Below are 24,966 nucleotides of genomic sequence, written 5' to 3' on the forward strand. Positions count from 1 at the left end.
CCGCTTTATCAGAAGTCGTTATAGTCCTGCTCCTGCAGGAAATCGAGCGGAAGCAGCACTTACTACAGAACCATGGTTTTCAAGTGCATATCTCTAGGTGCAAGATCTGAGTATACCTATTCGTACGCTAACTGCTGACACTCTCTACAGGGTCTGTCTAGACAAACCCTTCCTGCTTGAGAACTATCCGAACCTTCAACCCTATGAAACTGATCCAATTCCTTTGATTTGGAAAAGGCTCTCTCCCAAGCAAGAGGGCAGACAGGCACAGCGCTAGAACTTGCTAAGCCAGACTTCCAATGCTGTGTGAACCATAACCTCAAGCTGATTGGACATTTCTGGCTTACGAGCAAGCTTCTTGTATACCTCAAAGGTCATAGCAAGACCTGATTTGTAATGGGAATTTCTCAGGGCTCCACTACGAGTTGTAATGTATTGCTCCTTCCATCCAGGGAAGGTGTCGTACTGCTCCTGAAAAAACTTGCCCTTGGGCAGAACTTTGTTTAGCGGCGGCAGCTTGCCTTCTCTCCACTCATCAACGGTAATAGTTCGTCCAATAGCGCTCGGGACATGAGCCAAATCGCTCGCCGTTACCCAGGCAGTCCACATCCGCATGCGAGCTATTATTTCTTGCCCCCCATGGAGCCTGACGCGGTGGGGCAACCAGAGGAAGAGAGCTATTCCTTTCCATTGGCTGTCGTAGCCCAGTTCAGCACAGAGATGAGAGGTGCTTTTACCGTAGGAAATACTACCGCTGCCTGTCAGCTCCTGCATGCGCCTATCGAAGGTGAGCAGCTTTTCTCTCAGAGCCATGACTCCTGCTCGATCGGTTTCTGAACACTTGGCAAGCATCGTCAGCAGCGACTTAGGCGGAGAAGGCAGATTACGCTCGCTTTGAGTAAGTTGATAGGGAACAGTTGCGTTCCAATTCTCACCGGTTACCAAGTGGTGCAGCTTGAAGGTAAAGCCTGCACCCCACTCGGTGATGTGGAACCTGAGAAGTTCGATGGTGAGGCGGCTGTATTTGAGGTCAGTATGGTTGTCCTTGTGGAAGGAGGGAGCGATCGCAAGCAAGCGAATCGGCTGAGCATAGTCTGCTATCTCCTGAAACGGCTTCTTTTCAAGGACAGCATCAAAGTAGCGAGTTAGCTGCTGAACAACGTAGCGGTCCTCGCAGTTCTTCAGCCCAATGATCGGGAGCTGACCCGTTTTGGAGACCGCGATCAGGTCACATACCTGGCTATCAATGTAGTACTGCTGCCCAACGACTTTGAGCCCGAGTATCTGAGACAGGTTGCTCCGAAAGAAGTCCTCCAAGAGGGCTTCACTCTCAAACTTCCACCCCACAGCTATTCTTCTCAGCATGCGAGCCTCCTTTCTCTAGAAGTTCCCATTAGATCCGAAGCAGCGAAGTTAAGAAATGCCAACCGGCTCAGAAAAATTTGCTTACGTAAAATTCCTAGAGCTTATTCAGCCATTTACGCAGTGCAACTTCGACGAGCCCGTTCAGAGACTCTGGTACGTCGTAATTCTCTAATGAAACCCTCTTATAGCCTCTAAACTGAACAGGAGTCATCGAGCTAGAGCCTAAGCTATGAATCAAGTTCTGCCGTGGCCATTTGCTTTTGGGCAGAGCATTCCATTCCTCCTCAAGCCGCATTTTCCCCAGCCCTTCGGGAATGTGGCCTACATGGGTAGGGACCCCATTGCTAAGCCACAAGCGTAGTCGGCCTATTCGGTCAGCCTGTCGGATGCTTGGGACTGGCAACCAGAGAAAGAGAATGGGTTTCTGACAGCTGCGATCAAAACAGATTTCGGCACAAAGCTTCGTTTTGCCCGTACCGTACTGAATCATTTTTGGACTTATAAACTCCTGCATCCGAAGGTGAAAGCTCAGAATTTGCTGCCTTGCGGTGAGGAGCGCCTACTGTTCTGCTGCCGAGCAGGTACCCAGCCACGTCAACAGATTTGCTGGCACGTCAGTTACAGCTTCTGGTGGGCCTACCAGATCGACTTCTTGGTAGGGGATGGGTGTACGCACTGATGGGTAGGTCACATCTTCAAAAGAGAATTCAAGGTAGAACTGATCCTCCTTGAGCACCCTAAGTTTGACGAATTCGAAAGACAGCCGACTGAAGTCCCGCTCAATGTGGTTGTGCCGGTGGAAGGTCGGCGCGAGCGCTATCAGTCGAACCGGCTTTTGGTAGTTAATGACATCTGCGAAGGGTCGTCCTTCGAGCAGGTTGGCATGATACCGAGTGAGCTGCTGAATAATGTAGCGATCTTCAGCGTTCTTAAGCTCCAAGATGGCAAGTTCATTGTCAGGCGTTAGGGCCAGGATGTCACAAATCTCGCCCATAACAGCATATCGCCGTTCCAACGGCTTAAGTAGAACTCCCAGCCTTGGGAGGTTTGCCGTAAAGAGGCAATACCGAATTCCATTTGGTACTCTGGAGATGTGTCTACTAGCTTACTACTTCTCTCGTTTCTCTATCATCCACTTAGTTATTTCATGGCAGGAACAAAATTGAAGTTATTCCTTTCTAGAGTTCGGTTACGCTTGTATTACGCCTGCCCAGTATACAAATGAGCGTTAGAACGTGATAGCGCATACCAACTTGAAAATTAATTGAAGTAACGCATTTTTGGAGAATAGACAGCATGGCAGACCAACACCCTTTGCTTCTACGAGCCGAACAAATTGCGGCAAAACTAAACAGCTTCTCTCATCCCTGGAATCCGAACTCTGAATTAACAGGAGCTCAACTAGGAAAGACAGTTGGGCTTCAGCGGACAGGAGTCAATTTTATCAGAGTTCCTCCCGGCAAAGAATCGTTTATCTATCATTCTCATCATCGTGAAGAAGAATGGATTTATATCCTATCGGGTCATGGTGTTGCAGAAATTGATGAAGCAGAATTTGAAGTCAACCCAGGAGATTTCATGGGATTTCCTACCCCCTCGGTTGCTCATCATCTCAAAAATACAGGAGATGAGGATCTTGTGTATCTGGCTGGAGGAGAAAATTTAGATATCGAAATTGCCGAGTTTCCACGTTTGAAAAAGCGTATGATTCGGCGTGAAGAAGCGATCGACATCTATGATTTTTCCGATTCTAAACCCTTTGAGCCCTTGGAAACATGACAATTGGTTTAGCAAAATATTAGCTAGTTACCCTGGTTAACTGACAAAACTAGAAAACTGGAAGCGGAGCCGATCTCACAGATGCTGACTTCACGGGAGCTAGGCTCAAGAGCACCGACTTCAGGCAAGCATTGCTCATCCGTACTCGCTGGAAAGGTGCTCAGAAGCTAGGCTAGGTACAGCCTAGGGAAACTTCAACACCTCTAAAATCCGACAGCTCCTGCTGATGGGGAACGATAATGGGCAAGCTTTTGACTACCTACTGAACTTACGGGGCATCAATTCTTAGGCCAAGCTGGTACAGACTCAGCTCGAGCAGGCCAACTTAGCGGACACTACGTTATACGGAATCCGAAACAAATACTCCCTTTATTTTCAAGCTGCAACCCACCAGTGAAAATGGGTACGTCCTTGGACTGCTTCAGTCATGCTGGTTAAGGTGATGCAGCGCTGTGCCAGCACCTCCTCTAGCGGGTCTAGGGTATCAAAAGAGCGATTGACAATCGGCTCATCCACCAGTTCCCACAACCGCTCAGCAGGCTGCAGCTCTGGGGAATAGGGCGGTAAAAACACTAGCTCAATGCCCTCTGGCACAGAGAGCTGCTGTGAATGATGCCACCCGGCATTATCGAGCACTAATGCAATGCGATGGGTCGCACTTGCACCGACCGCCCTTGCAAATTGAGCTAGCGCCAGATTGAACCAAGCTACATTGACCTTGGGCAGAAGCAACCACTCGGTGCGACCACTGACGGGGTGGACAAAGCCGTAGACGTAGAGCCATTGATAGCGGTGATTGACCCTTGCTAGGGGCCGTTCTCCAATCGGTGCCCACACTTTGCGCACGATCGCTTTAAGACCAACTCGGTGCTCATCAAAGGCCCACACTTCGACATCACTCTCTTGATGCGACTGCCGTTGCCACTCAATCTGATGCGCTAAGCCCTGCTTGAACGCGCTTTGGGCTTGAGCATCGGCTTTAGTGTGCCGCGGACGAGGGCGTTGGGGGGGAAAATCTGCACCGCTTGAGGTAATCCCAGCCTCGTTGAGCATGTACAGAGGGCAATCCGGTTGTGGTAGAACTCCAGAGGTAATGATCGATTTGTTAGGGTAGGAAGGAAGCTATCTACCGGAGAGCAATGCCAACCTGCTCAAAATGCAGCTCATCCCGCACGGTTAAGAATGGACGTATCCATACGGGTAAACAACGATTTCTGTGCCGTAACTGCGGCTATCAGTTCGTCGAGCACCCTACCGATAAGCGAATTGACCAAGCTACTCGGGACTTGGTTGAGCGTCTTCTGCTAGAGCGCCTTTCAATGGCTGGAATTGCCCGAGCAGCATAGGTTTCGGAGCAATGGCTTCAAGATTACGTTCACCTCAAAGCAGCCCAAACGCCGAAGCAGGCTCAAGTGCAGCCGAAAAAAAGGGGCCTCTAAGCGTGCAGTGTGATGAGTTGTGGTCATTTGTTGATCGCAAGAGCAATAAGCAGTGGGTTTGGCTAGCCATGGACGCTCAAACCAGAGAAATTATTGGGGCACATGTGGGAGACCGCAGCCGGAGAAGTGCTCAAAGGTTGTGGGACTCTTTGCCCAAGGTTTACCGGCAGTGCGCTGTTATCTACACTGATGACTGGGAGGCTTATCGAGGTGTGTTGCCCCAGAAGCGGCATCAAGTGGTGAGCAAAGACAGTGGCAAAACGAGCTATATAGAGCGGTTCAACAACACCTTGAGACAACGAGTCTCACGCTTTGTCAGGCGTAGCCTTGCGTTTTCGAAGTGCTCGCGCAACCACATCGGCTTGCTGTGGAATTTCATCCATCACTACAACGCATCATTACCTATCTAGTACTACCCGATCTCGGTTGCCCTGGTTCAAGTCGTTCTGCGCTTTTCTGGTGGTGTGGTGTGGCATAAACCTCCGACTGACCCGACCCCAAACCCTAGGATGGCGGCCATTTCTCAGCTCATCGTGATGTAATGCTTTCCGTGCTTTAGCCACCCCTCCCCGATGTCGCCCAGCAGTTGGCTTCACCAAATGCCTCTCCCAGAGCAGCGACCGATGTAGAGGCTTTAAACCACTCAGGCTGCCCTGCTATTGTTCGGCTATGGCCTGCTCTGTTATGGCTAGGAGGCGCTGCTGTTGTTGAACCATCTGGGCTAGCAGCACAGGACTGATGTTGAGATCTCTAACTGTTCCCTCAAAGCTGGGTCAGTTCAGCAGGCATTGGCCCAGGCAAAAGCCCTAGTCGATACCTGGAACGATGCTCTAAACAAGTGTGTGGCCACCGAGCCCGACGAGTAGACACCCCCTAGCTTCACCTTTCAACATGACGGGTTTTGCTTTGGGTCACTGAGTCGCGACTTTCTTAGGTAACAGTTTTGTGCTGTTGTACCCTTCTGTTACCTAAGAAAAGCTTGCTCTGCCGCAAAAATGTGGCGTAGAGAGAGCGATCTGCTGAGCTCTTGCCAATTCAAATGGCTGAGCTCGCAAACTGGCAATCCAATTGGCCACCTGGACCGAATTATCTCTAGGGATACCTGAAGCAGTCCCACCTACCAGTAGGCGAAGGACTCTAAGCCAGCAGGGAGGATCTCCCCTCCCTGCACGCACTACAAATACACTATCTAGCACTACCCCTCTCTTTACAGCTAACCAGCCCGGCCTTCTGCTCGGCCCAAGCGGAAGAAGTGTTCCATTCCACTTGAGAAGAGGCCATTATCTACTGCCACCGCTACATCAGAGTTGGCGCTTAAATAAGCGCCCTCATTAAATAGGGAGCTGGAAATGCGGCCTTCCTTCTGTCCAAAGCTGACGTAGTGCTGGTAGCCTGAAATGAAGCTATCAGCAGCAACTGCGCTTGCAACATCCGGGTTTAGTCTCAAATAAAGTGCCTCTTCGTACAGCAGGCCAGCTGACTTACCCTCTTGAGCTCCCCATTCCAAGTAGTGTTCGAATCCGCTCGTAAAGGCTTTACTGTTAACCGCAGCCTGAACATCTGGATTATTTCTCAGATAGTCTCTTGGGTTGAACAGCTCACTGGCAATTCGGTTCTCTACATGACCGAACTGAAGATAGTGCATTAGCCCGCTGCTGAAAGTGCCGTTATTGACAGCAGCTTTGATGTCAGGATTGTTTTGTAAGTAGAAAGCTTCGTTGTAGTAGTTGCTAGGGCTGCGGCCTTCTTTTACTCCATAAAGTAGAAAGTGCTCGAAGCCATAGGCAAAAGTTCCTTGAGCTACGGCTTTGGCAATATCAGGATTTGTGCTCAAGTAGTACGTCTCATCAAAGAAAGCTGACATCTTGAGGCCCCCGATTTCGAGAGTCAGGGGCAGGAGGGACCGTCCTTCAGAAGCTCCATGCTGGCTGTAATGTTGGAAGCCACTAGAAATTACTCCATTATTAACAGCAGCTTTAATATCAGGATTGGCGAGTAGGTAAAGCTCTTCATCAAAATCTGGGGGAAGCTCCTCATCGAGAGCCTGGAACTGTACATACTGCTCAAAAGTAAAGACCGGAGAGCGAGGATGTATATTGGTGGCCGTAGGAACTTCGAAATTGGCAACCCTATATGTTTCACTAGTAGTTGGTTCTTCAGGAAAAAGGACATTCCCAGCTAAATCAGTAATGTCTTGATTATTTGCTAAGTTAAGACCGACGGTGCCATTAAGGCTCGCGAGATTGCCACTAAAAACAGTGATGTCATAAGCTGCAGGATTAACCTGAGTAACGTTAGTGATAGTAGCCGTCGTTCCAGTCACAGCGAAGTCTTCAATACTGACATCCTGAACGTTCCTGTTGAAGAGAGCACGAAAAATCAAGCTGTCAGCAGCAGTAGTTTGGCCAATAGGAGTTTGCCGAGTGATGCTGGTTAAAGCTGGAGAAGTATCGTTGTCCTTCAAGTTGAGAATGAGGGAATTTGTACCAATTGTGTATACCCCGTTCTCGGTAACTGAGAGCGTAAGTGTTTCATTACCTTCTACAAGACCGTCATCAGTAGTACTGATAGTAACTCTGACTCTGTCTTGGCCATCTGGAATCTTTACTCTAAGGTGATTTCCGTTAAGTGTTCCTGTGTCAAAGTGGTAATCGTTAGGGCTGACTGTACCGTCTATAGTGATAAGGACATCTAAGTCACCCAAACTACCATTGCTACGGAGTACAAAAAAGCTAGCACTGCCACCTTCAACAACAGTATCTAATGATCCAAATACTACGTAACTTGTACCAGCTGCACCTTTGCCATCAGGAGTGGCAAGCGCTACACCAACGATGAAGTCAGCTATGCCATCGCCGTTGATATCACCTGCACCGCTAACGGACATTTGTGAAGAATCAGAACTGTTAATGCCATTAATGAAAAAGCCATCACTGCCATTGAGCACAGACAAATCGATATAGCTCTTAAAGCCATTCTGACTACCAAAGACAACATAAGCCTGCCCAGCAGTACTGGGGGTATTACGTCCAACCCCTGGTGCACGAATTATGATGTCATCGATACCATCATTGTTGACATCACCCACAGCACTTATTGCGCGACCCGACTGAGCAAAACTACTTGTCCCGCCGATAACAAAACCATTTTTGCCGTTTAAGCTGGAAAGCTTGAAGGAATTGCTAAAGCCACTTCGGCTACCAAAAACAACGTAGCTCGTTCCGGCATCACTTCGACCATTTAGATCTGCGTTGGGTGCACTAATGATGAGATCATCAATACCGTCACCGTTGATATCACCTGCACTACTGACTGAGCTGCCTAAGCTGTCGTAACTTGAAGTAGCACGCTCAATAAAAAAGCCATTATTGCCGTCGAGAGTAGAAAGGTTGAAGCTACTTCCAAACGAACTCTTCGACCCAAACACCACATACCCTGCACCCTTAAGGAAGATGCTACTACCATCGACACCTGGAGCACCAATGATTAGGTCACTGATACCATCGCCGTTGATATCACCCGCACTACTGACTGCAGAACCAAAAAGATCTCCCAAAGTAGTTCCATTAATAGCAAACCCATTAGTGCCATCTAGTGTGGCAAGGTTTAGAGAACTACCAAGCCCCCCCTTACGGCCAAAGATAATATAGCTTGCTCCCGTGCCGCTATTTGCTTGGCTTGCACCAACGATGAAATCATCAAGGCCATCCCCATTGATGTCACCTGCTTTGTTAGCTGAGATTCTAAAGCGACTTGAGCCGTCTCCACCATTAATCAAAAACCCATTTGTACCATCTAGAGAGTTAAGATTGAGCTGACTGCTAAAGTCTTTGTCGGACCCAAATACAACATACCCTCGACCAATGTGACGCCTACTACCATTATCAAAGTTAGATTGTTCATTAATGAAGATGTCGGCAAAACCATCCCCATTGATATCGCCGATTCCGATTGCAACCGATCCCGAGTACCCTGATCCTTTAGTACCATTAATAATAAAGCCATTACTGCCATTTAATGATGAAGGATTAAAGGAACTGCCAAATCCTTCATCTGAGCCGAACACGACATAGCTTTGACCAGACCGATAGATATTACTAGGGCTAGCATTTGGGGCACTAATAATAAGGTCGTCGATGCCGTCACCGTTGATATCTCCCGCGCCACTTACTGAAGTACCTAATCGATCTTCACTTTTGATGCCATTAATAGTAAATCCGCTAATACTATCTAGATCACCAAGGTTAAGGCTATTGCTCAAAGCAGCTTGAAAGCCCAAGGTAATGCTAACTTTAGGTAGATCATTATCTTCGAAGATAAATGTGCCACCTTTATCTTCAGAAATTAGATCATAAGCACTTGGATCACTTAGGGTTAGATTGAGAAACTCGGTAAGTTCGTCTTGAGTGTCATCAGTAGCTGTGACAATAACCTCTACACTCGTTTGTCCATGAGGAATAGTGGCTATCAGTTGAGTTCCGCTAACAGTCCCTGTGCTGAAGTTGTAGTCAGTAGTGCTAGCACTACCGCTTAGATCAAAAATGAATTGAAGATCACCATAGGTATCAGTCCCACGCGACAGAGTAAAGCGGCCCGTTTCTGCACCCTCAACTGCTTTTGTTGCGTTAGCTATAAAGGAAAGGGAAAGTGGTAGTCGTTTTTGCCCAAAAATCACATAACTGTCGCCGGGATAATTGCCTCCACTGGAGCTAGAACTTGGCGCACCAATAACAATATCGTCAACACCATCGCCGTTGATATCTCCCGCCGCGCTAACAGAGAAACCCGCTAAATCATACTGCTTAACACCTCTAATAAAAGCACCTTTATCAGCACTTAATTCAGAAAGATTGAAGCTAGAGCCGAAGTTGGTCCCTGAGCCGAAGATGATATAGCTCTCTCCTGCTTGAAACCTACCTGCGACTCCACTTGCATGGGGTGCACCGATGATAATGTCATTAAAGCCATCACCATTAATATCCCCTGCGCCACTGACAGCAAAACCACTACGATCCCCGGAGTCGATTCCATTGAGGACAAAGCCGTTAGTGCCGTCTAGTAAGGCAAGGTTAAGGCTAGCACCAAAGCCATTACGAGAGCCAAAGACGACATAACTCTCGCCAGCGTTAAGCTTTCCTTGAGGGTCAGCATAGTAGGCACCGATAACTAGATCATCTATACCGTCACCGTTAAAATCTCCTACCGAACTGATAGAAAAACCTGCTTGGTCCCTACTATCAATGCCATGGATGGCAAAGCCGTTGGTGCCGTTTAACGTAGAAAGGTTTAACTGGGGTTCGGAGAAAGTATCAGACCCAAAGACAACATAGCTTACGCCAGCCCGATAAACGCCGTTGGGTGAATCACGATCAGCAGCAATAATCAGATCGTCGAAACCATCTCCATTGATATCTCCTGCCGAACTTACAGCATTTCCTGAGTAGCTCTTGCTCGTCACCCCGTTGATGACGAAGCCATTTTGGCCGTTTAAGTCAGCAAGTTTTAGGCTAGGGGCGAAGCCAGCTTTAGAGCCAAAAATGAGATAGCTCTCGCCACCAGCAGAAGTGCCGTTGGGATCACCACCATCAGCACCGATGATGAGATCATCAATGCCATCGCCGTTAAAATCTCCCGCTGATGTAACGGAGGTACCTGAGCGGTCGCTGAGATCTATGCCGTGAATGACGAATCCGTTATCACCATCTAGCGCGGCTAAATTCAATCGGGGGCTAAACCCACTGCCGCGGCCAAACACCACATAGGTTCTCCCAGTCATAAAGTTGCCATTCAGACCCTCGGCATAGTACGACCCAATCACTAGATCGTCAAAGCCATCTCCATTAAGGTCTCCTGCCCTGCCTACAGCTCTACCTGCACGATCTAGAGAATCAGGGCCAGAGATGACAAAGCCGTTGATTCCATTCAGCAAGGTGAGATCGAAGTTCTTGCTAAAGCCAGCGCTAGAGCCAAAAATCACATAGCTCTCACCAGCTCGGTCCTTACCACTAGGATCGGCTTCAGGTGCGCCAATAATCAGGTCGGCAAAACCGTCGCCATTGATGTCTCCTGCTTCGCTGACTGATTTACCTAACCGGTCTCCGCTTTTGATACCGTTAATAATGAAGCCGTTGCTGCCGTCTAAGCTAGCAAGGTTGAGGATAGAGCTCACGCCCATGTTGATGTCATCCCAAATACTTGAGGTGTAAAGGGAGAATGTCGTCCTGGAAATTACTTAAGTGCTGACGACATCTCAGAAAGTGGAGCAAAAAAGGGGATTGAGTGGGGCAGGGCTCTCGCCCAATGTAACTCTTTTTTCTACGTATATCCAGAATGTTTTGAGTACTTTTTGATACACTATGCCGGACTCGCTACTTGCTAGCTGCCAACGCGGATAAAGCGCCGAATTTCATCATTACGAATGCCAATCGCCATCGGTCTCCTGATTCCAGGCAGAATCTGCACGTCGTAAAGCTCTTCAACAACTCCATCAATACGAAGGCTGTGGACAATGTCTCCACTGCGCAGGTCGATGACCAGCAGCCCACAACGAGGTTCTGTCGCCTTTTGCAGCAGCAGGTCGTCTAAGGGAAGCCCGGAAAAGGTTTGGTTGTCTCGTGGTTTGGAAACGCCTGCGATCGCAAACTGGCCGACAAAAGCACAGCCTCTGAGGTAACCAGGGCAAAAAGCAATAGGCTCAAAGCGCCCAGTGTCTAGATCTACATAGCCAAACTCACCACGGCCAGAGTTGAGCACCCACAGGCGATTCTGGTACCACCGAGGGGAATGGGGCATTGATAGCCCAGTGGCAATCACCTCATTCGTTTCAACATCAACAACACAGCCACCATCGGTGCGCTGGTCTCGCCACCCTTCAGCCATGTCGGATTGACTAACGGCCGTCACATACTTCGGCTGGCCATCTTTGAGGGCAAGGCCATTGAGGTGGCAGCGGTCTTCCGCCGCTAGCTTCGAGATGAAGGGCGGTTGCCAAACGGGCGTAAAACTATCGGTTTCGCTTGTAGTCGCAAGGCAGCTAAACAGGGTGTTAACGAAGAGGGGGGAGTGTCGGGTCCTGCCTGAACTGTCTTCTATGGGTTGGGCAACGATGTCGTGAACATCGAGATCGCCGGTGACGTAGCTTATCTGCGGCACGTAGAGAGCGTCGTAGTCCTGGTAAGTCTGTCCAGGTTCAAGTGCGTTCTCGAATCGCCACAGCTGGTAAAGCGAGCTCATATAGAGGGAATTGCCAGCAGCGGCCAGGCCCATGCAGCGCTCGAAGGTGCGCTCATTGACCGACAGATTACCGTTTGGCTGCAGTCCTACGAAGAAGACCTTGCCTGCTTGGTAGGTGGTGAAGACTAACCCGGAGGATTGTTCAGCGAGCCAGGAGGTGAACTGCCGCGAGGTATTGAGACTGAGTGCTGGTACCGGAGCTGCTTGAATCATGTTGAGATAGGGGAAGGCAAAGAATTAAGTGCCCGCCCTTAGGCTACCCGCCGGAGAGAGTCAACTTCGGTTTTGCCTAGAGCCTATGGTGCGGGAGCGACAACTGGTGAGGTGTTGGCATCTACTGAGGCATACTTTGCCGGGCCTGCCATTCGAGATCGGTATTGGCTTTGAGCAGATGCAGGCACGGGTAATGACGAAGATCGCGTTTTCCCAATTGTAGTAAGGGTTTCTAGCTATTCATGTTCCGCTGTGCTCCAGATGATCATGTAGCGTTTCTTAGGTATGGGGGAGGAATTCCTTATGCCCATCATTCGTGCCGTAACAGACCACTAGCTCTACTGATGCCCCATCTGTTGCTTTGTTCTTTAAAGTGGCGGCACTCCAACCGACAATCTCTCGGTGGTCGGCGTGCGTTTGGGGTTGTTATGCCGCACTCAGAACTCAAATGTGGACTACTTACCATTACACCTGGGAGCGAATCGATCAAGCAAGCGAAATCTGTCGGAAAGCTGGCGGCAAAGTTCGAAGACGTTTGCTTCGGTCTTTGACCTATGCTATGGGTCACACTGTTGAGACACTTAGGAGCCTGTATGAGCAAGTTAGCCCGGATGAACGCTTGCGTCCTATAGAGGAGGTGCTCAACCTGTTCTGGTTCAACTCTCTCGATCTTGATAAGGCTGAGCAAGTATCGAGTGGCAAGCTGCAGCAGATCATGCGAGCTGTCAAAGACCTAGCACCTATGGAGGAGCGAATGCTCTTGCTGTTCCTGCAGGAGGCTTCTTAGTGAGCATAGGCATTAAAAATGCTCATGCAGCAGGTGCCGCATAGGCGCAATCTCGTCGCGTAACTGCATGAACGACAACTAGTCAACATGGAATCAAAAGGTCCATCGCTGTGAAGAACGAGGGAACGCGGGTTCTGGGCAATCGGTACATAGCTGCGCCGTCCAACTCCAGATCAAGATTGAGGAGAAGCGACACAACGTGGTGAGAAACGTCTTTACCAGGTACTTGCGTGCCGCTATGCAGATGAAGCTCTCAATGTAAGGGAGCCTCGTGTAATTAGCGATGTCAGCATTTATTTTGGAGCCTATCTTGGATTATTCAGGGATGGCAAACTTGTTTTAGAGCGCTGAGGCTGTTTGCCCTACTGATGTGCAGAAGGGTGGGGCGCAGCGCTAGGAAGAGATTATGCCAGCCAGGCCGGTACAGCCACGCGGAGGCTAATCAGATGAAACGTTACCCTTGTAAACCAGTGCATGACTGCGGCGCTGATCATCATCGCTATCAACTTTCCTGGAGCTATGCTGCAGCTTTTCTTTGCCAGCGGCAAACACCGAAGGGTCTCGCAGCGAGGAGCAGACGCTACCCCTCGATAGGAGTGGGTGCTCTGGTACTAGCCGTGATCACGGGAACAGTAGTATCGCTTTCGTCGAAGGGGGCTGCATCATCAAAGCCTTATAGCTTGCTGGTCAGCTCAGCAGAAGATATTGAGAGGGAAGCCATCCAGATAGAATCGCAAGCCGTTACCCACGCGGCTGAGCTAGAGCAAAGGGGCATTGCCCTACTAGGACTAGAAGAGTATCGCTTTCGTGAGCTTGAAACATTGATTCAGGCTCTGGAGCTAGGCTTCCAGTTTAGGGACTTGGTAAGCCAGAGTGACAGCCGGACCGATACGCTGACAATGGCTGGCTACCCCTTCTACAGCCCAATGTTGGCACTGAGAAAAGCAGTCAACAGTGTGTCGGTTAAAAACGTATATGACGGCTCTTTCCAAAGCTTCACGCCTGATGGGCAGGGATTAGTGACTCACCACTCTAGGACCGCGAATGCTCAGCTGTGGAGCTTGCAGGGCGAGTTACTAGCCAGCTTTGAGGGCGGTTTCAGTGGCTACGACCTCTTCACGCCGGAAGGGCAGAGGATAGTGACCTACAGTTCCAATGTCGAAAAAAGTTGGCTGTGGAGTCTACAGGGAGAGGAGCTAGCCAGCTTTGAGGGCCAGGTCCGACGCTTCACGCCAGATGGTCAGGGGTTGGTAAGTGTTTCTCTGGATGACAGGAAGAGTTGGCTATGGAGTTTGCAGGGGGAAGAGCTAGCCAGCTTTGAGGGCATTTTTCACGGCTTGACGCCAGATGGGCAGGGGTTGGTGACTTTCTCCTACAGGGGCAGTAGAAGTCGGTTGTGGAGTTTACAAGGAGAGGAACGAGCTAGCTTTGACGGCCTTCTCTCGGCTTTTACGCCGGATGAGCAGGGGTTAGTGACTACCTCTTATGACGACAGGGAAAGTTGGCTGTGGAGTTTGCAGGGAAGGAAACGAGCCAGCTTTGAGGGCGAGTTCCAAAGCTTCACACCGGATGGGCGGGGATTATTGACTTCTTCTGAAGACAGGAGAACTCGGCTGTGGAGTTTTCGGGGAGAGGAGCTAGCCGTCTTGGAGGGTGACTTCCGAGGTTTCACGCCGGATGAGCAAGGGTTAGTGACGTTCTCCATTAGGGACGGGAGAAGCCGACTGTGGAGTTTGCAGGGAGAGGAGCTAGTCATCCTTGAGGGCTATTTTCGAGACTTCACACCAGATGGGCAAGGGTTAATAACTTATTTCTATAACGATGGGAGAAGTCAGCTGTGGAGCTTACAGGGAGAGGGGCAAGCCATCCTTGAGGGCGAATTCCGAAGCTTTACGCCAGATGAGCAGGGATTAGTAACCTTTTCTAGTGATGGGAGAAGTCGACTGTGGAGCTTGCAAGGAGAGGAGCTAGCCATCTTTGAGGGTAACTTTCTAGGCTTCACGCCAGATCAGCAGGGATTAGTAACTTACTCTGACTACAAAACTCGGCTATGGAGTTTGCAGGGGGTCGATCGAGGTAGATTTGACGGACTTTTCAGAGGCTTTATGCCGGATGGGCAGGGGTTAGTCACTTCTCGATTAGGACAGTCTTCCACTTTTTGGGTTTCCTGGAAGACAAATTATTACCCTGTCGATGGGAATCTTGCAGGTTTCACGCCAGATGGGCAGGGGTTGGTAACTTTCTCTTCTCGCGACGGGAAAAGTCATCTGTGGAGTTTGCAGGGAGAGGACCGAGCCAGTTTCGAAGGCGAGTTTCTAGACTTCACACCCGATGGGCAGGAGTTGGTGACGTTCTCTTCTCGCGACGGGAGAAGTCGGCTATGGAATTTTCAAGGAGAGGAGCGAGTCAGCTTTGAGGGCGTATTCTTAGGTTTTGCGCCGGATGGGCAGAATCTAGTAACGTTCTCTTCCAGAGGAGGGAGAAGTCGTCTGTGGAGCTTGCAGGGGGAGGAACAAGGCAGCTTTGAGGGCGAGTTCCTAGGCTTCACGCCGGATGGGCAGGGCTTGGTGACTTTCTTTGCTCGGGACGAGAAAAGTCGGTTATGGAGTTTGCAGGGCGAGGAACAAGGCAGCTTTGAGGGTGAGTTCCTAGACTTCACACCGGATGGACAAGAACTGGCAACTTACTCGTATAGCGACGGAAGAATTCGGCTGTGGAGTTTGCAAGGAGAGGAACAAGGCAGCTTTGAGGGCGAGTTCCTAGGCTTCGCGCTAGATGGGCAGGGGTTAGTGACTGTCTCTAATAGCGACGGGAAAGTTCGGCTGTGGAGTTTGCAGGGGGAGGAGCGAGCCAGCTTTGAGGGTGAATTCCTAGGCTTCGCCCCAGATGAGCAGGGGTTAGTGATCTACTCTGAGATCGATGGGAAAAGCCGGCTGTGGAGTTTGCAGGGGGAGGAGCGAGCCAGCTTTGAGGGCGAGTTTCGAGGCTTTAGCGCTGACGGAAATATCTTGCTGACAGACTCAGATGACGGCCTTGCCAGATTGTGGTCTTTGTCGGGCGATTTGTTGGCTGAGTATCCAGGGCAGCTCTATGCTCCCTCTGAGCGCTATGCGAGTAGTCGTATTGATTCAAGTGGAAAATATCTGCTTGTCTCTTTTGACGACAATACTCATCAAGTTTGGCCGATTGATGGGGGGCTAGATGATCTGCTGCATCGGGGCTGTGATTGGCTTCAGGATTATCTAGCGACTCGTCCTGATGAAGCGATTGCCAAGTCTTGCCAGCAGCTAAATCGCTAGAAGTAGTAGCGTGGCAAATCTAAAGTGTTGGGTGAGAAAACAACGGAGCAGTGCCCTATTTATAGCCCAGCGTTATCCCAAGTTTTCAATTACAGCCAGTAGTCAAACACTCCGTTGCGTCATTACCTTTGAGGTCCTACCCTATCCCTTTGCACTAGGGCCGGGAACAGGGACTGCGGCGCTGTTTACGTTCTCGATCGTGCTGAACATGGGCATGAATTGGCGACTCGCGCTAACTGCCGTCTTCGTCGAAGGAGTTCTCTTTACCGCATTGTCGCTCAGTCCATTCCGTCGTCATATCATCGATGCAATTCCCGCTTCACTTAAGCAAGCAATGGTTGTTGGTTTAGGTTTGTTTCTCTCCTACATCGCGTTATCTGGCAATGTCGCGCCTCCAAGTTTGGGAGCAGGCATCATTGTAACCAGCACTGCAACGACGACTACTTTAGGATCTTTAAAGCAGCCCGCGACCTTGATTGCGATCGCAGGCATCTTGATAACAGCAATGCTGACGGTTCGACGGGTAAAAGGGGCGCTGTTGCTCGGAATTTTTAGTACAGCAAGCCTCGGTTGGCTCTCTGGTGTGGCTCCTCTGCCCGAAAAGATTCTGACGATACCTCAGTTGCCGCTCGATCTCGTTGGGCAAGCGATCACGGGAAGTCAATATCTTACCGGGTCACAACTCGGAAACTTTTTTGCTGCTGTGTTCATGCTGCTGTTTGTTTGTCTTGCAGACACGATTAGTTCGCTCAATGTTTTGGGACAGCAGCTAAACCGTGTGAAGCCTAATGGAGAACTGCATCGCTCAAAGCAAGCCCTACTCTCGAATTCTCTCAGCACCGTCTCTGGATCGCTCTTCGGCTGTGTGCCAGTAATTCCTTATCTTGACTCTGCCGCTGGTATCTTTGAGGGTGGACGCAGTGGATTCGTGGCGATCGTCATTGCGATGTTGTTTCTTGTTTCAGCCTGGTTCGCGCCACTGTTTGCGGCAATTCCTGCGTTTGCGACTGCACCGGTTCTCCTCATGATTGGGGTCTTGATGATGAGTGGTGTCCGCGCGATCGACTGGAATAACTTAGCTGAAGCCATTCCTGCCTTTCTGGTAATCTTGATTATGCCGCTGACGTTCTCGGTTGCAGATGGGCTGGCAATCGGCTTTATTGCGGATGCTGCGATCAAGATGACTCAAGGCAAGAAACAACCCGTGTCGAAATCGAGCTTGACGCTTGCGGGAATTGCAGTCGCTTACTTTCTGCTAACCACTTTGCAGCCTTAAGATTGTGGATTAAATAAGATGTAATTGGGATTGCGACAGGATACGATGCTGTTGGCGACCGATCAGAGAACGAGGTTCGCGGTGCTGCTCGGTTAACTGGACTGGGGTCTGTTGCACCGATAAACTGTAAGCTCGACGGCTACTCATATCCACCACCGCAATCACTACAATCTCTAAACCCCGCCGCGTGCGATTGGCACTGGCGTTGTACAACCAATCCAAGCCATACGTGGCTTTGCCGCTCTTGTGCACAAACGAGCAGTCCATCACACCGAGTTAAAGGGCAGTGGGTGTAATTGCCTCCTCAATCAATCCTGGTTGAATTGGACGAAGTTGAAGGGTTGGCTGTATTGCCGTCGGTTCCGATCGACCAATCGCTATAGCGACTCAAGTTTGTGAAGTTGGCTTTCCCACAAACCAACAGGATGGTCGGAAATAGACTCAACAGAAACTTTCGTTGCGGTTTGCTAAATGCCCCATTTATACAGATTTCAGTTTTTATGGTGACGAAATGACAATTACGTAAAGCCTCCGATTCTATCGTCTTTTTTTCCATTTGGTTATGGGTTAAAGTGTAGCCGCACCGTTAGCTGCCGTTATTCTTACTAGTACAGCAAAAAATAAGTTTTGCAATAGGTGAAGAGGTAAAACCCCTTCTTGGGGGCTTCGCCCCCAAACCCCCATGTTGCAAAATTTAGTGTTTGCAACACTAGAATTACGAAACACTATGGCTTCCAATACGCTCAGAAATTCTGAAACCTCTAGAAATGTCCTAAAAGACAATCTCCGCGCAGCATTAACAACCCACGATGGTGACCCACGCCATCCATCGGTTATCGAAATCATTGAGAACCTTGCAACCCTCAATCCCACCCCTGTCCCCACGCAAACTTCTCAATTGCTGGATGGAAACTGGCAACTCATTAGTGCCCCCATTTTCCCTGACGGTAAACGTCTGGCAGATGGTACCTACTGCTACACGCTGGGACGGTTGGCGTTCAATATGTTCCAACCGCAGGATCTAACGGTTGTGATCCAACAGGTTTTTCAACCCGTGCTGCCGATGGAAGAACCCATGCAGCGTACCCATGATATTGTGGTGGATTTTGTGATCGCCCATCCCAACAACCCATCACTCCGGGGCACAGTGCGTAACCTGGGCATCTGCAAACCTGCTAGTGATACAGTCCTCCAGGTGCAGTTTACAGGAGGCGTGTTAGAACCTGCCGCTGATACGGATCTGCAACAATGGAACGCAATTTTCGAGAACTCCAAGGCACCGACCCACAGCAGCATAAAGGATTGGGTTCAGAGCCAACTGCTCAAGCTGATGTTTGGGTTGGTTCCACCAAAAGAAATAAACAAAGAAACAGGACGCATTGAATTTCAGATGCGGCGATCGCCCAAAGGTTCCCTCACAATCCTGTATTTAGATGAAGAACTACGAATTACCCGAGGGCAACGGGAAACCGTTCTGGTTTGTGAAAGGCGTTAGAGAAACAAGACATACCAGCCCCAAAATGGCATTTGGTTTCAGGATTATGCTCCTGTCCAGTTCTCTGCTCATAGGCTACCAGCCTCACCCACACTTGAATCTGATGGTCCCCAACGGCACCACCCTTTTGGAACCCGATTCTACAGTGTTGGTAGCAACTACGCCCGATTCCCTGCACCCTGTGATTGACTTTCTCCAGGGATGTTCCTCTGTGCCGCAACATCTCAATGGCAGCAAAAGATGAGCCAGACTGAGAAGTTGCAGTCGGCTCTGATTCTCGTTGCCATTGTCATCGGACTGCTGCTGGGACAGATTGATTGGGCTGCTGAAAAGGCGTCAGGGTTGATTGTCCCAGCCCTGATGCTAATGCTGTTTGGCATCTTTCTCAATCTTCCCCTCGTCCGGTTGGGGCAGGCCTTTCAGAACTACCAGGTGCTGGTTTTGAGCCTAGGGGTGAACTTTCTCTGGACACCTGTATTTGCCTGGGGGTTGGGCGCAATCTTTTTGCGCAGCTCGCCCGACCTCTGGGTTGGGCTGATCATGCTGATGGTCACTCCCTGCACCGACTGGTACCTCGTGTTTACCGGCATTGCCCAGGGCAATACGGCGCTCGCAGCCGCCCTCCTGCCCTGGAATTTGCTGCTGCAGATGATCCTGCTGCCTATATATCTGCTGGTCTTTGCCGGGCTGTTGATTCAGGTCGATCGGGCACTGCTGCTGCAAAGCGGTGTTCTGGTTCTGGGGGTACCGATCCTGCTGGCGTTTGTTACCAGGAGAGTGATGCCCCACTTGGGTTCCGGTTGGCGGCAGATTCCGCTCAAGCTAGCTACCGCTCAGCCGCTCTTTCTCTGGGGCGCAATCGCAGCCATGTTTGCCTCCCAAGGCCAAATCTTGCTGCAGCGGCCTGACCTGTTGCTGAAAATGCTGCTGCCGATGCTGATTTTCTTTGGCGTGAACTTTTACCTGGGACAGGCCATTGGGCGGGTTTGTCGCTTGAGCTATGAAAATTTGGCCTGCTTTACCTGTACGACGCTGGCCCGCAACTCGCCAATTGCGCTTGCGATCGCAACTTCAGCTTTTCCCGATCGCCCCTTAATTTCTCTGGCACTGGTGATCGGACCTTTAATTGAGCTGCCGGTGCTAGTGCTGGTGTCGCAGCGATTGTTGACGATGCGTTCTTATCGTTCGGCGTCGGGCGCAAACCGATAGCCTTCCAATCCTTCTGCCACCCACGCTGCCCCTATAGCGCTTCACAGCCCCTCTACATCACCTCTAAGAGCTGATTTCTAAAGAGAAGCTAAAGCCGAAGAGACGCAGGAGAAAGGACTACGAGGTTTACACCGGCTACAGCGAAGGCATGAGTTATGGGGCACTGAGTCACCTAATCCTATATCGTCTAACCGCTTAAGATCCCGCTTAGAATTAGCTCTAAATTTACAAATAACCTCTCTCTTTAAAGAAACCGCAAAATATTCATCTAAAGCTCGACAATTAGAAAACTATTTGATAGCCTTTTCAAAGCTAATAGCGTCTTACGTAAGTAATAGAAATGACTGTTTTAGCCGGGTTTCAAGAGCACTAGCTTCCGGTTAAAACCCACACGATTACCTTGTAGAACAGAGTTGCTGAGGCCTGTCTTAAAGCAGCCTTTTTTAAGAGAGTTTTAGGATTCTCTAAATTCAGTATAGGAATTCTCTAAAAGATTCTGTTCAGAGTAGTAATTTTGGAAGATTAACATGACTAAAATAGCTTTGCTGATGTGTATCTGCGAAGGCGAACTAGACATTGCCCACGATGCACTGTCTTCCTTTATAAAATGCTGCCAAGGAGAAATCACTCTATTTCTGGTCGACGACGCCTCCCCCTCTTATGTAGGCCAATCCTTAGCCGATAGATTTATTCAACAAACTGGCAGTAAGGCTCACTGTTTACGGCTTCCAAAGGCCCTGAAATATAGAGGCAACGCTCAGAGAACATTCCTAGGCTTACAGTCTATTCGCGACGTTGGCAGAGACTTTGATTTGGTCGTCAAACTCGATGCTGATGCCCTCGTCGTCCGAGAGGGACTAGAAGAGGAAATGGCAGCTTACTGTACTGATGGGTGTGGCTTATACGGAGAAACATTCAATATGCGTCTCTGCGATAGGGTCCTTTTCTCGTCAGACTTACTGCCTTTCGGCTTCAAAAGAAAATCTGTCAATGGCGTGATAGAACGTCGTTGGCAGTTGAGCAGAACATTTCCTGTTTGGTGGAGTGACTTTGGTTACAGGGGCATCCGAGGTGGATTTCGATTTAACTGTATCCTTGGTTCTTTCTGGTTTATGGGATGGAAAACGTTTTGTTCCTTGAGTGATAGAGGGTACTTCAGACGAGATCAAAGTAAGCATGGTTTTGTATTTAACGATGACGTTCTCTTGACCACGGCAGTTCATGCCCTCAAGCATCCAGTTGTTAATCTGGGCCAACGGTCCTTTAGCTGGAAAGATACGCTCATCATTCACGAAGAAACAGTACAGGTAAATGCCTTGTGGTCTCGCAAGCCTTTTGTGATTCACCCTCTAAAAAACACTCCGGTCTCTTGGAGACTGCGTCAGGAATTCAAGATGTTGGCCGCAGGACAAGGTGACCAGCCCAAAGCACCTCTCAGGGCATACATTGAGGACGTGCAAAAGGCAGGATCCTCAAGTAAGTAAACTCAGAGTTAATTTCTAGAGAGAAGCTAAAGCTGGAAAGACATAGAAGCAAGGGTTTCTACACTAACACTATTGATTGTCCAGCAGGTCATCCGCGCAAAGTCGATTTGCGTAAGATTCTCAACGCCATCTTTTATGTGCAGCGCAGTGGCTGCCAGTGGGAGATGCTGCCGCATGTCTTTCCACCTCACAGCCAGGACTTTTGGTTAGCTGAATCGTTACCGACGCTTGGGTTTGCCTCACTCATTTTGATACGGCCAGATCTCACTCTATAGCTCGCTCACTCCTCCTATATCGCTCGTCAAATCGCGTCATTGAAACGATTAGCCAACAGCAGCGGCAGGCCGCTGGGATGCAGTGTCAAAAATTGGCACCAAGCTATACCCCTCTGGTGTCCACTGCCAAAGTTCTTTCAGCTCTTTTGACATGGGTTGCTGGCCTAACCCCAGACGGGCCAAAATAACGCGGATAATGACCTGGTTGAAGTGCCTGGGAAATCGATACTGCTCCTGGGCGTGATCCAGAAAAAAAGTTTTGTAGTAGGTCTTTAAACTACCTTCCAACTGGGAAATTTGCTCCAAAAAGGCCTTAACCTCCCCTAACCGATGCTGATGATTGGCTAACAGCAGTTCGGCCGCATTGTTGAAATGCATGCCCTCGTCTTTGACCAGATGGTGGCCGATTTTCTGAATATTTGACCCAAAATGTTGGTAATATTCGGCTAAATCTCGTCGGTAGGAGTAGACGGAGCCAATCTCATCAAACATCAACGTCACCAGCAGCGTAAATTCGTCTTGCAGGGTGATTTGCAGCGGATCAAAGTCATGAACCCGTTCTGAAAAGCAACGATCCATGTCAGCAAAACTTACCCCTGATAGACCGTGATAGGTGCGTCGCAGGGCTTCGTAGTGCTTCAGTTCGTCGGCCAGCCAAAGCCTCAGCATGGCTAGAAAGTCTACTGACATGTCTGCCTGGCGCGACATTACATAGTCGTACAATGCCTGGGAGTCTCCCTCCGAGTAGACATCTCGGCTGAGCAAACTGCAAAAGTTTTGCCAAACCCCATCGGGGGCATGGGCAAAATACTCTTCTGGTATGGAGTGATCAAGGGGGAGAACCTGATCTAAAACCCAATGGTTTTGCCCCAGTTTAGGCCTGCATACCACCATCATTGACCTCACTCGTAAAAAGACTGCAGCCTGCCCTCGACCTAAACACGGGCAATATAGAGCCCATCATCGGAGACAACATGGGGAATGATCAGGCAATGGCGGCCTGTAATGCGCGAGGTGTCTCCCCGCAGGATGATGCCCGCTGCCTCGCCGTTGATGACCCAGCTACCGACCATGTAGTGGTAGCCAAAGGCCTGGGGGAGTTCGATGTAGTCCTGAATGACAAACCCTTCTGAACCGTAGCCCAGGGTATCCCGTTTTTCCAGTTCACCGACTCCTGTTTCAATTGAGGTGCCCACCCCCTCTAGTCCCAGCATGGGCTTCTTGACGTGCATCTCCAACATCAGCTTCGTGGCCTCGGGGGAAATATCGCTATCGAAGTAGGTTGCTAACAAATAGGGGCGATAGTCAGAGGCTTTGAACTGGTCCCACATTAGGGCCATGGCCCCCTTATTAGAGAGCACCTGCTTCCAGAGGGGTTCGAGCACCTTTACGTCTCCGGCCTCTAGGCGACGAACCAGAACAGGCGTTGCTTGGGTGTTGGCCATGTCGTTTTGAATGTCAGACCAGTCGTAGATTTTCCACAGCACTGGAATGCGATCGTTAACGTGATCGACGAAGTAGCCTTCCTCATCTAGCCCCAGCCCCCGCTGCACCTCCTGACCCTGCTCATCTTGGAGTCCCCGCAGGTAGACAATTTGGGTGTAGATGCCGCTATCCACCTCGTCGTGGAGGATCTGGATTAGCTGCATGGCCATTTCTAAATCTTCCTCTAAGTTCTCATCGACCAGGAAGGAGATACCCGTTTGGCGCAGGTTATAGGCATCAGCAATGCGCCGCCATTGACCAGCCACCATATCCCAAAATTCGTTGAACTGGCTGGCGTCGTTGGGCAGGGGAAACGGGCCGGTCTGGTGGTTGCGCTTGTAGTCAACAAACCAGTTCCACTGATAAATGGTTTCTGCTCCCAGCAGCGGCGTCTCACCGTTGATCTCGATCAGCTTGATCTGGCCCGCTTCGGTGACTACCAGATCAAATCGGGTGCAGAGGGAGAGGTCCTCTACCGGGTCGGTGCGATCCCAGCTGGCCTTAATCGCTGGCCAGTAATCGGGACGAATTTTCAAGGTGGCTAAACGCCGATCTACATCCCCCGGCTGGTGGTCGGTAAAGAACCAGTCTAGAAACTCTACGCACATCTGCCACAGTTGCTCGGTGGCGGCTGCGATCGCAGTTTCTTCCTGCGTATCGAACTGCAGGGCAAAGGGCTGGGGTAGGGCCTCTACCCAATACTGCTGCTTTGGATCGCTCAATACCTCAGTTTGGTATGCGTTGGCTTGGATGTGCTCCTGCCAGTTGCGACGCCGAACTACCTTGAAGGGTCTCATAAGCGACTACTTTCCACCGGTACCCGTACTTTTGTAGGTTGAGCCAAATCCCTGGCTGCTGCGGCCGGTAATAGTGCCCCTAGCGGCGGTACCCGTGGGTCGTGTGGGCGCGGCTACGCTGGTGTGACGCGGCACCGACACCGGCCCTGAACCGGTTTGGGGAACGGTGCGTCCGAAGGGGGTGACCACCTGCCCTGGCTGACTGCTGCGGAAGACGGTATGGGGTTGATAGACGCTGCGGTTGCTGCCGCCAAAATTGAGATAGACAAAGCTCGGGGAACCGTAGGGGTAGAGATAGGTGCCGCCATAAGCCGGCCGGTACCCATTGGTTTCAGCATTTGCGGGCGTGGTTTCGCACTGCACCCCCTCGGCCTGGCAGTCTGCCAGGCTGGAATATACCGGAGCGGTGCGATCGTGTTCCTGCAGGGCCGCCTGCATCTGGGGGCCGCAGTCTTCGACCTGCATTACCGGGGGAGCGGGGGGCTGAGCCAGTTGATTCTGCTGGTGGGCCTCAAGTAAGACTTGATATTCTTGCTGCTGTTGGGTAATGTCGGCTTCGCATTGCTCTGTGGTTTCGTAAAACACCGCCGGAATCGCCTCGTCGGCGTTTTGGTCGGTGATAGTGCTGCTGCCGCTGTTCGATGTTTGGCTAGACGGTCCGCCACACCCAGCCAGCAGAGAAGCAAACACCGCCGCCAGAACTAAATTGTTGTGGAGCTGCTGTCGATAGATAGAGCGGATTTGCAGAGGCTGGGAATTGGGTTTTGGATATGCCATAGGGTCTTGCTAGAGCCGTGAGCCGTCATTTAAGCTTTCCCACTATAGCCAGC

15 protein-coding genes and 3 pseudogenes are annotated in these 24,966 nt (G+C 50.3%); 10 read left to right on the top strand and 8 right to left on the bottom strand.

All coding sequences use genetic code 11. The features are described from left to right. Positions 1-273: 273 nt before the first annotated feature. Both H6G13_RS27245 and H6G13_RS27250 read right to left on the bottom strand, forming a co-directional pair. Positions 274-1,365: a DUF91 domain-containing protein gene (locus tag H6G13_RS27245; RefSeq protein WP_190488835.1), complete on the bottom strand. Its 1,092-nt coding sequence runs from the start codon at positions 1,363-1,365 to the stop codon at positions 274-276. A 559-nt stretch (positions 1,366-1,924) separates the two neighbouring features. Then, entirely contained in the window at positions 1,925-2,359 is a 435-nt protein-coding gene (locus H6G13_RS27250; RefSeq protein ID WP_190488837.1) for a hypothetical protein, read from the bottom strand. 302 nt (positions 2,360-2,661) lie between these two features. Here H6G13_RS27250 and H6G13_RS27255 point away from each other — a divergent pair, with 302 nt between their 5' ends. Further along, positions 2,662-3,144: a cupin domain-containing protein gene (locus H6G13_RS27255; protein WP_190488839.1), complete on the top strand. Its 483-nt coding sequence runs from the start codon at positions 2,662-2,664 to the stop codon at positions 3,142-3,144. 375 nt (positions 3,145-3,519) lie between these two features. On the opposite strand, the gene H6G13_RS27265 is transcribed toward H6G13_RS27255, so the two are convergent. Further along, positions 3,520-4,197, bottom strand: a complete 678-nt coding sequence (locus H6G13_RS27265; RefSeq protein ID WP_190488841.1) for an IS630 family transposase — start codon at positions 4,195-4,197, stop codon at positions 3,520-3,522. A gap of 86 nt (positions 4,198-4,283) precedes the next feature. On the opposite strand from H6G13_RS27265, the pseudogene H6G13_RS27270 reads away from it, so the two are divergent. After that, positions 4,284-4,993: pseudogene (locus H6G13_RS27270) on the top strand (IS1 family transposase). 803 nt (positions 4,994-5,796) lie between these two features. Here H6G13_RS27270 and H6G13_RS27275 read toward each other — a convergent pair. After that, on the bottom strand, positions 5,797-10,758 hold the full coding sequence (locus tag H6G13_RS27275; protein ID WP_190488842.1) for an FG-GAP-like repeat-containing protein: 4,962 nt from the start codon (positions 10,756-10,758) through the stop codon (positions 5,797-5,799). Between the two features lie 200 nt (positions 10,759-10,958). Then, positions 10,959-12,029, bottom strand: a complete 1,071-nt coding sequence (locus H6G13_RS27280; protein WP_190488843.1) for a TIGR03032 family protein — start codon at positions 12,027-12,029, stop codon at positions 10,959-10,961. 559 nt (positions 12,030-12,588) lie between these two features. Here H6G13_RS27280 and H6G13_RS27285 point away from each other — a divergent pair. From H6G13_RS27285 to H6G13_RS28950, 8 genes and pseudogenes are all read left to right on the top strand, one after another. Next, on the top strand, positions 12,589-12,816 hold the full coding sequence (locus tag H6G13_RS27285; RefSeq protein ID WP_190488844.1) for a hypothetical protein: 228 nt from the start codon (positions 12,589-12,591) through the stop codon (positions 12,814-12,816). 680 nt (positions 12,817-13,496) lie between these two features. Continuing rightward, the gene (locus tag H6G13_RS27290; protein WP_190488846.1) at positions 13,497-16,115 is read left to right on the top strand and encodes a WD40 repeat domain-containing protein; all 2,619 of its coding nucleotides are present in this window, start codon (positions 13,497-13,499) and stop codon (positions 16,113-16,115) included. Positions 16,116-16,146: 31 nt separating this feature from the next. Next, complete coding sequence (locus H6G13_RS27295; RefSeq protein WP_347277540.1) at positions 16,147-17,391, top strand: NCS2 family permease; 1,245 nt, start codon at positions 16,147-16,149, stop codon at positions 17,389-17,391. A gap of 682 nt (positions 17,392-18,073) precedes the next feature. Continuing rightward, a complete protein-coding gene (locus tag H6G13_RS27300) occupies positions 18,074-18,886 on the top strand; it encodes a PAP/fibrillin family protein (RefSeq protein WP_199306931.1) in 813 nt (270 codons plus the stop codon). Positions 18,887-18,941: 55 nt separating this feature from the next. Further along, a pseudogene (locus H6G13_RS29620) lies at positions 18,942-19,130 on the top strand (hypothetical protein); the annotation flags it as partial. Beyond that, complete coding sequence (locus H6G13_RS27305) at positions 19,127-20,095, top strand: arsenic resistance protein (RefSeq protein WP_190488847.1); 969 nt, start codon at positions 19,127-19,129, stop codon at positions 20,093-20,095. The pseudogene H6G13_RS29620 and the gene H6G13_RS27305, both read left to right, overlap by 4 nt. 527 nt (positions 20,096-20,622) lie before the next feature. Then, positions 20,623-21,579 carry a hypothetical protein gene (locus H6G13_RS27310; protein ID WP_190488848.1) on the top strand — a complete coding sequence of 319 codons (957 nt, stop codon included), beginning with the start codon at positions 20,623-20,625 and terminating at the stop codon, positions 21,577-21,579. 86 nt (positions 21,580-21,665) lie between these two features. After that, positions 21,666-21,773: pseudogene (locus H6G13_RS28950) on the top strand (transposase); the annotation flags it as partial. 129 nt (positions 21,774-21,902) lie between these two features. On the opposite strand, the gene H6G13_RS27320 reads toward H6G13_RS28950, so the two are convergent. The 3 genes from H6G13_RS27320 to H6G13_RS27330 are packed head-to-tail and all read right to left on the bottom strand — an operon-like array spanning position 21,903 to position 24,913. After that, on the bottom strand, positions 21,903-22,751 hold the full coding sequence (locus H6G13_RS27320) for a hypothetical protein (RefSeq protein WP_190488849.1): 849 nt from the start codon (positions 22,749-22,751) through the stop codon (positions 21,903-21,905). A 38-nt stretch (positions 22,752-22,789) separates the two neighbouring features. After that, positions 22,790-24,136: a glutathionylspermidine synthase family protein gene (locus tag H6G13_RS27325; protein WP_190488851.1), complete on the bottom strand. Its 1,347-nt coding sequence runs from the start codon at positions 24,134-24,136 to the stop codon at positions 22,790-22,792. Positions 24,137-24,142: 6 nt separating this feature from the next. Further along, the gene (locus H6G13_RS27330; RefSeq protein ID WP_242028567.1) at positions 24,143-24,913 is read right to left on the bottom strand and encodes a DUF1190 domain-containing protein; all 771 of its coding nucleotides are present in this window, start codon (positions 24,911-24,913) and stop codon (positions 24,143-24,145) included. Between the last annotated feature and the right edge of the window lie 53 nt (positions 24,914-24,966).

Source organism: Pseudanabaena sp. FACHB-2040 (assembly GCF_014696715.1).
Lineage (GTDB): Bacteria > Cyanobacteriota > Cyanobacteriia > Phormidesmidales > Phormidesmidaceae > JACVSF01.

Bases quoted from the DNA above. Each gene is read 5' to 3' on its own strand.
- H6G13_RS27245 (WP_190488835.1), bottom strand. From the start codon at position 1,365: ATGCTGAGAAGAATAGCTGTGGGGTGGAAGTTTGAGAGTGAAGCCCTC.
- H6G13_RS27250 (WP_190488837.1), bottom strand. From the start codon at position 2,359: ATGGGCGAGATTTGTGACATCCTGGCCCTAACGCCTGACAATGAACTT.
- H6G13_RS27255 (WP_190488839.1), top strand. From the start codon at position 2,662: ATGGCAGACCAACACCCTTTGCTTCTACGAGCCGAACAAATTGCGGCA.
- H6G13_RS27265 (WP_190488841.1), bottom strand. From the start codon at position 4,197: ATGCTCAACGAGGCTGGGATTACCTCAAGCGGTGCAGATTTTCCCCCC.
- H6G13_RS27275 (WP_190488842.1), bottom strand. From the start codon at position 10,758: ATGGGCGTGAGCTCTATCCTCAACCTTGCTAGCTTAGACGGCAGCAAC.
- H6G13_RS27280 (WP_190488843.1), bottom strand. From the start codon at position 12,029: ATGATTCAAGCAGCTCCGGTACCAGCACTCAGTCTCAATACCTCGCGG.
- H6G13_RS27285 (WP_190488844.1), top strand. From the start codon at position 12,589: ATGGGTCACACTGTTGAGACACTTAGGAGCCTGTATGAGCAAGTTAGC.
- H6G13_RS27300 (WP_199306931.1), top strand. From the start codon at position 18,074: ATGTTGCAAAATTTAGTGTTTGCAACACTAGAATTACGAAACACTATG.
- H6G13_RS27305 (WP_190488847.1), top strand. From the start codon at position 19,127: ATGAGCCAGACTGAGAAGTTGCAGTCGGCTCTGATTCTCGTTGCCATT.
- H6G13_RS27310 (WP_190488848.1), top strand. From the start codon at position 20,623: ATGACTAAAATAGCTTTGCTGATGTGTATCTGCGAAGGCGAACTAGAC.
- H6G13_RS27320 (WP_190488849.1), bottom strand. From the start codon at position 22,751: ATGATGGTGGTATGCAGGCCTAAACTGGGGCAAAACCATTGGGTTTTA.
- H6G13_RS27325 (WP_190488851.1), bottom strand. From the start codon at position 24,136: ATGAGACCCTTCAAGGTAGTTCGGCGTCGCAACTGGCAGGAGCACATC.
- H6G13_RS27330 (WP_242028567.1), bottom strand. From the start codon at position 24,913: ATGGCATATCCAAAACCCAATTCCCAGCCTCTGCAAATCCGCTCTATC.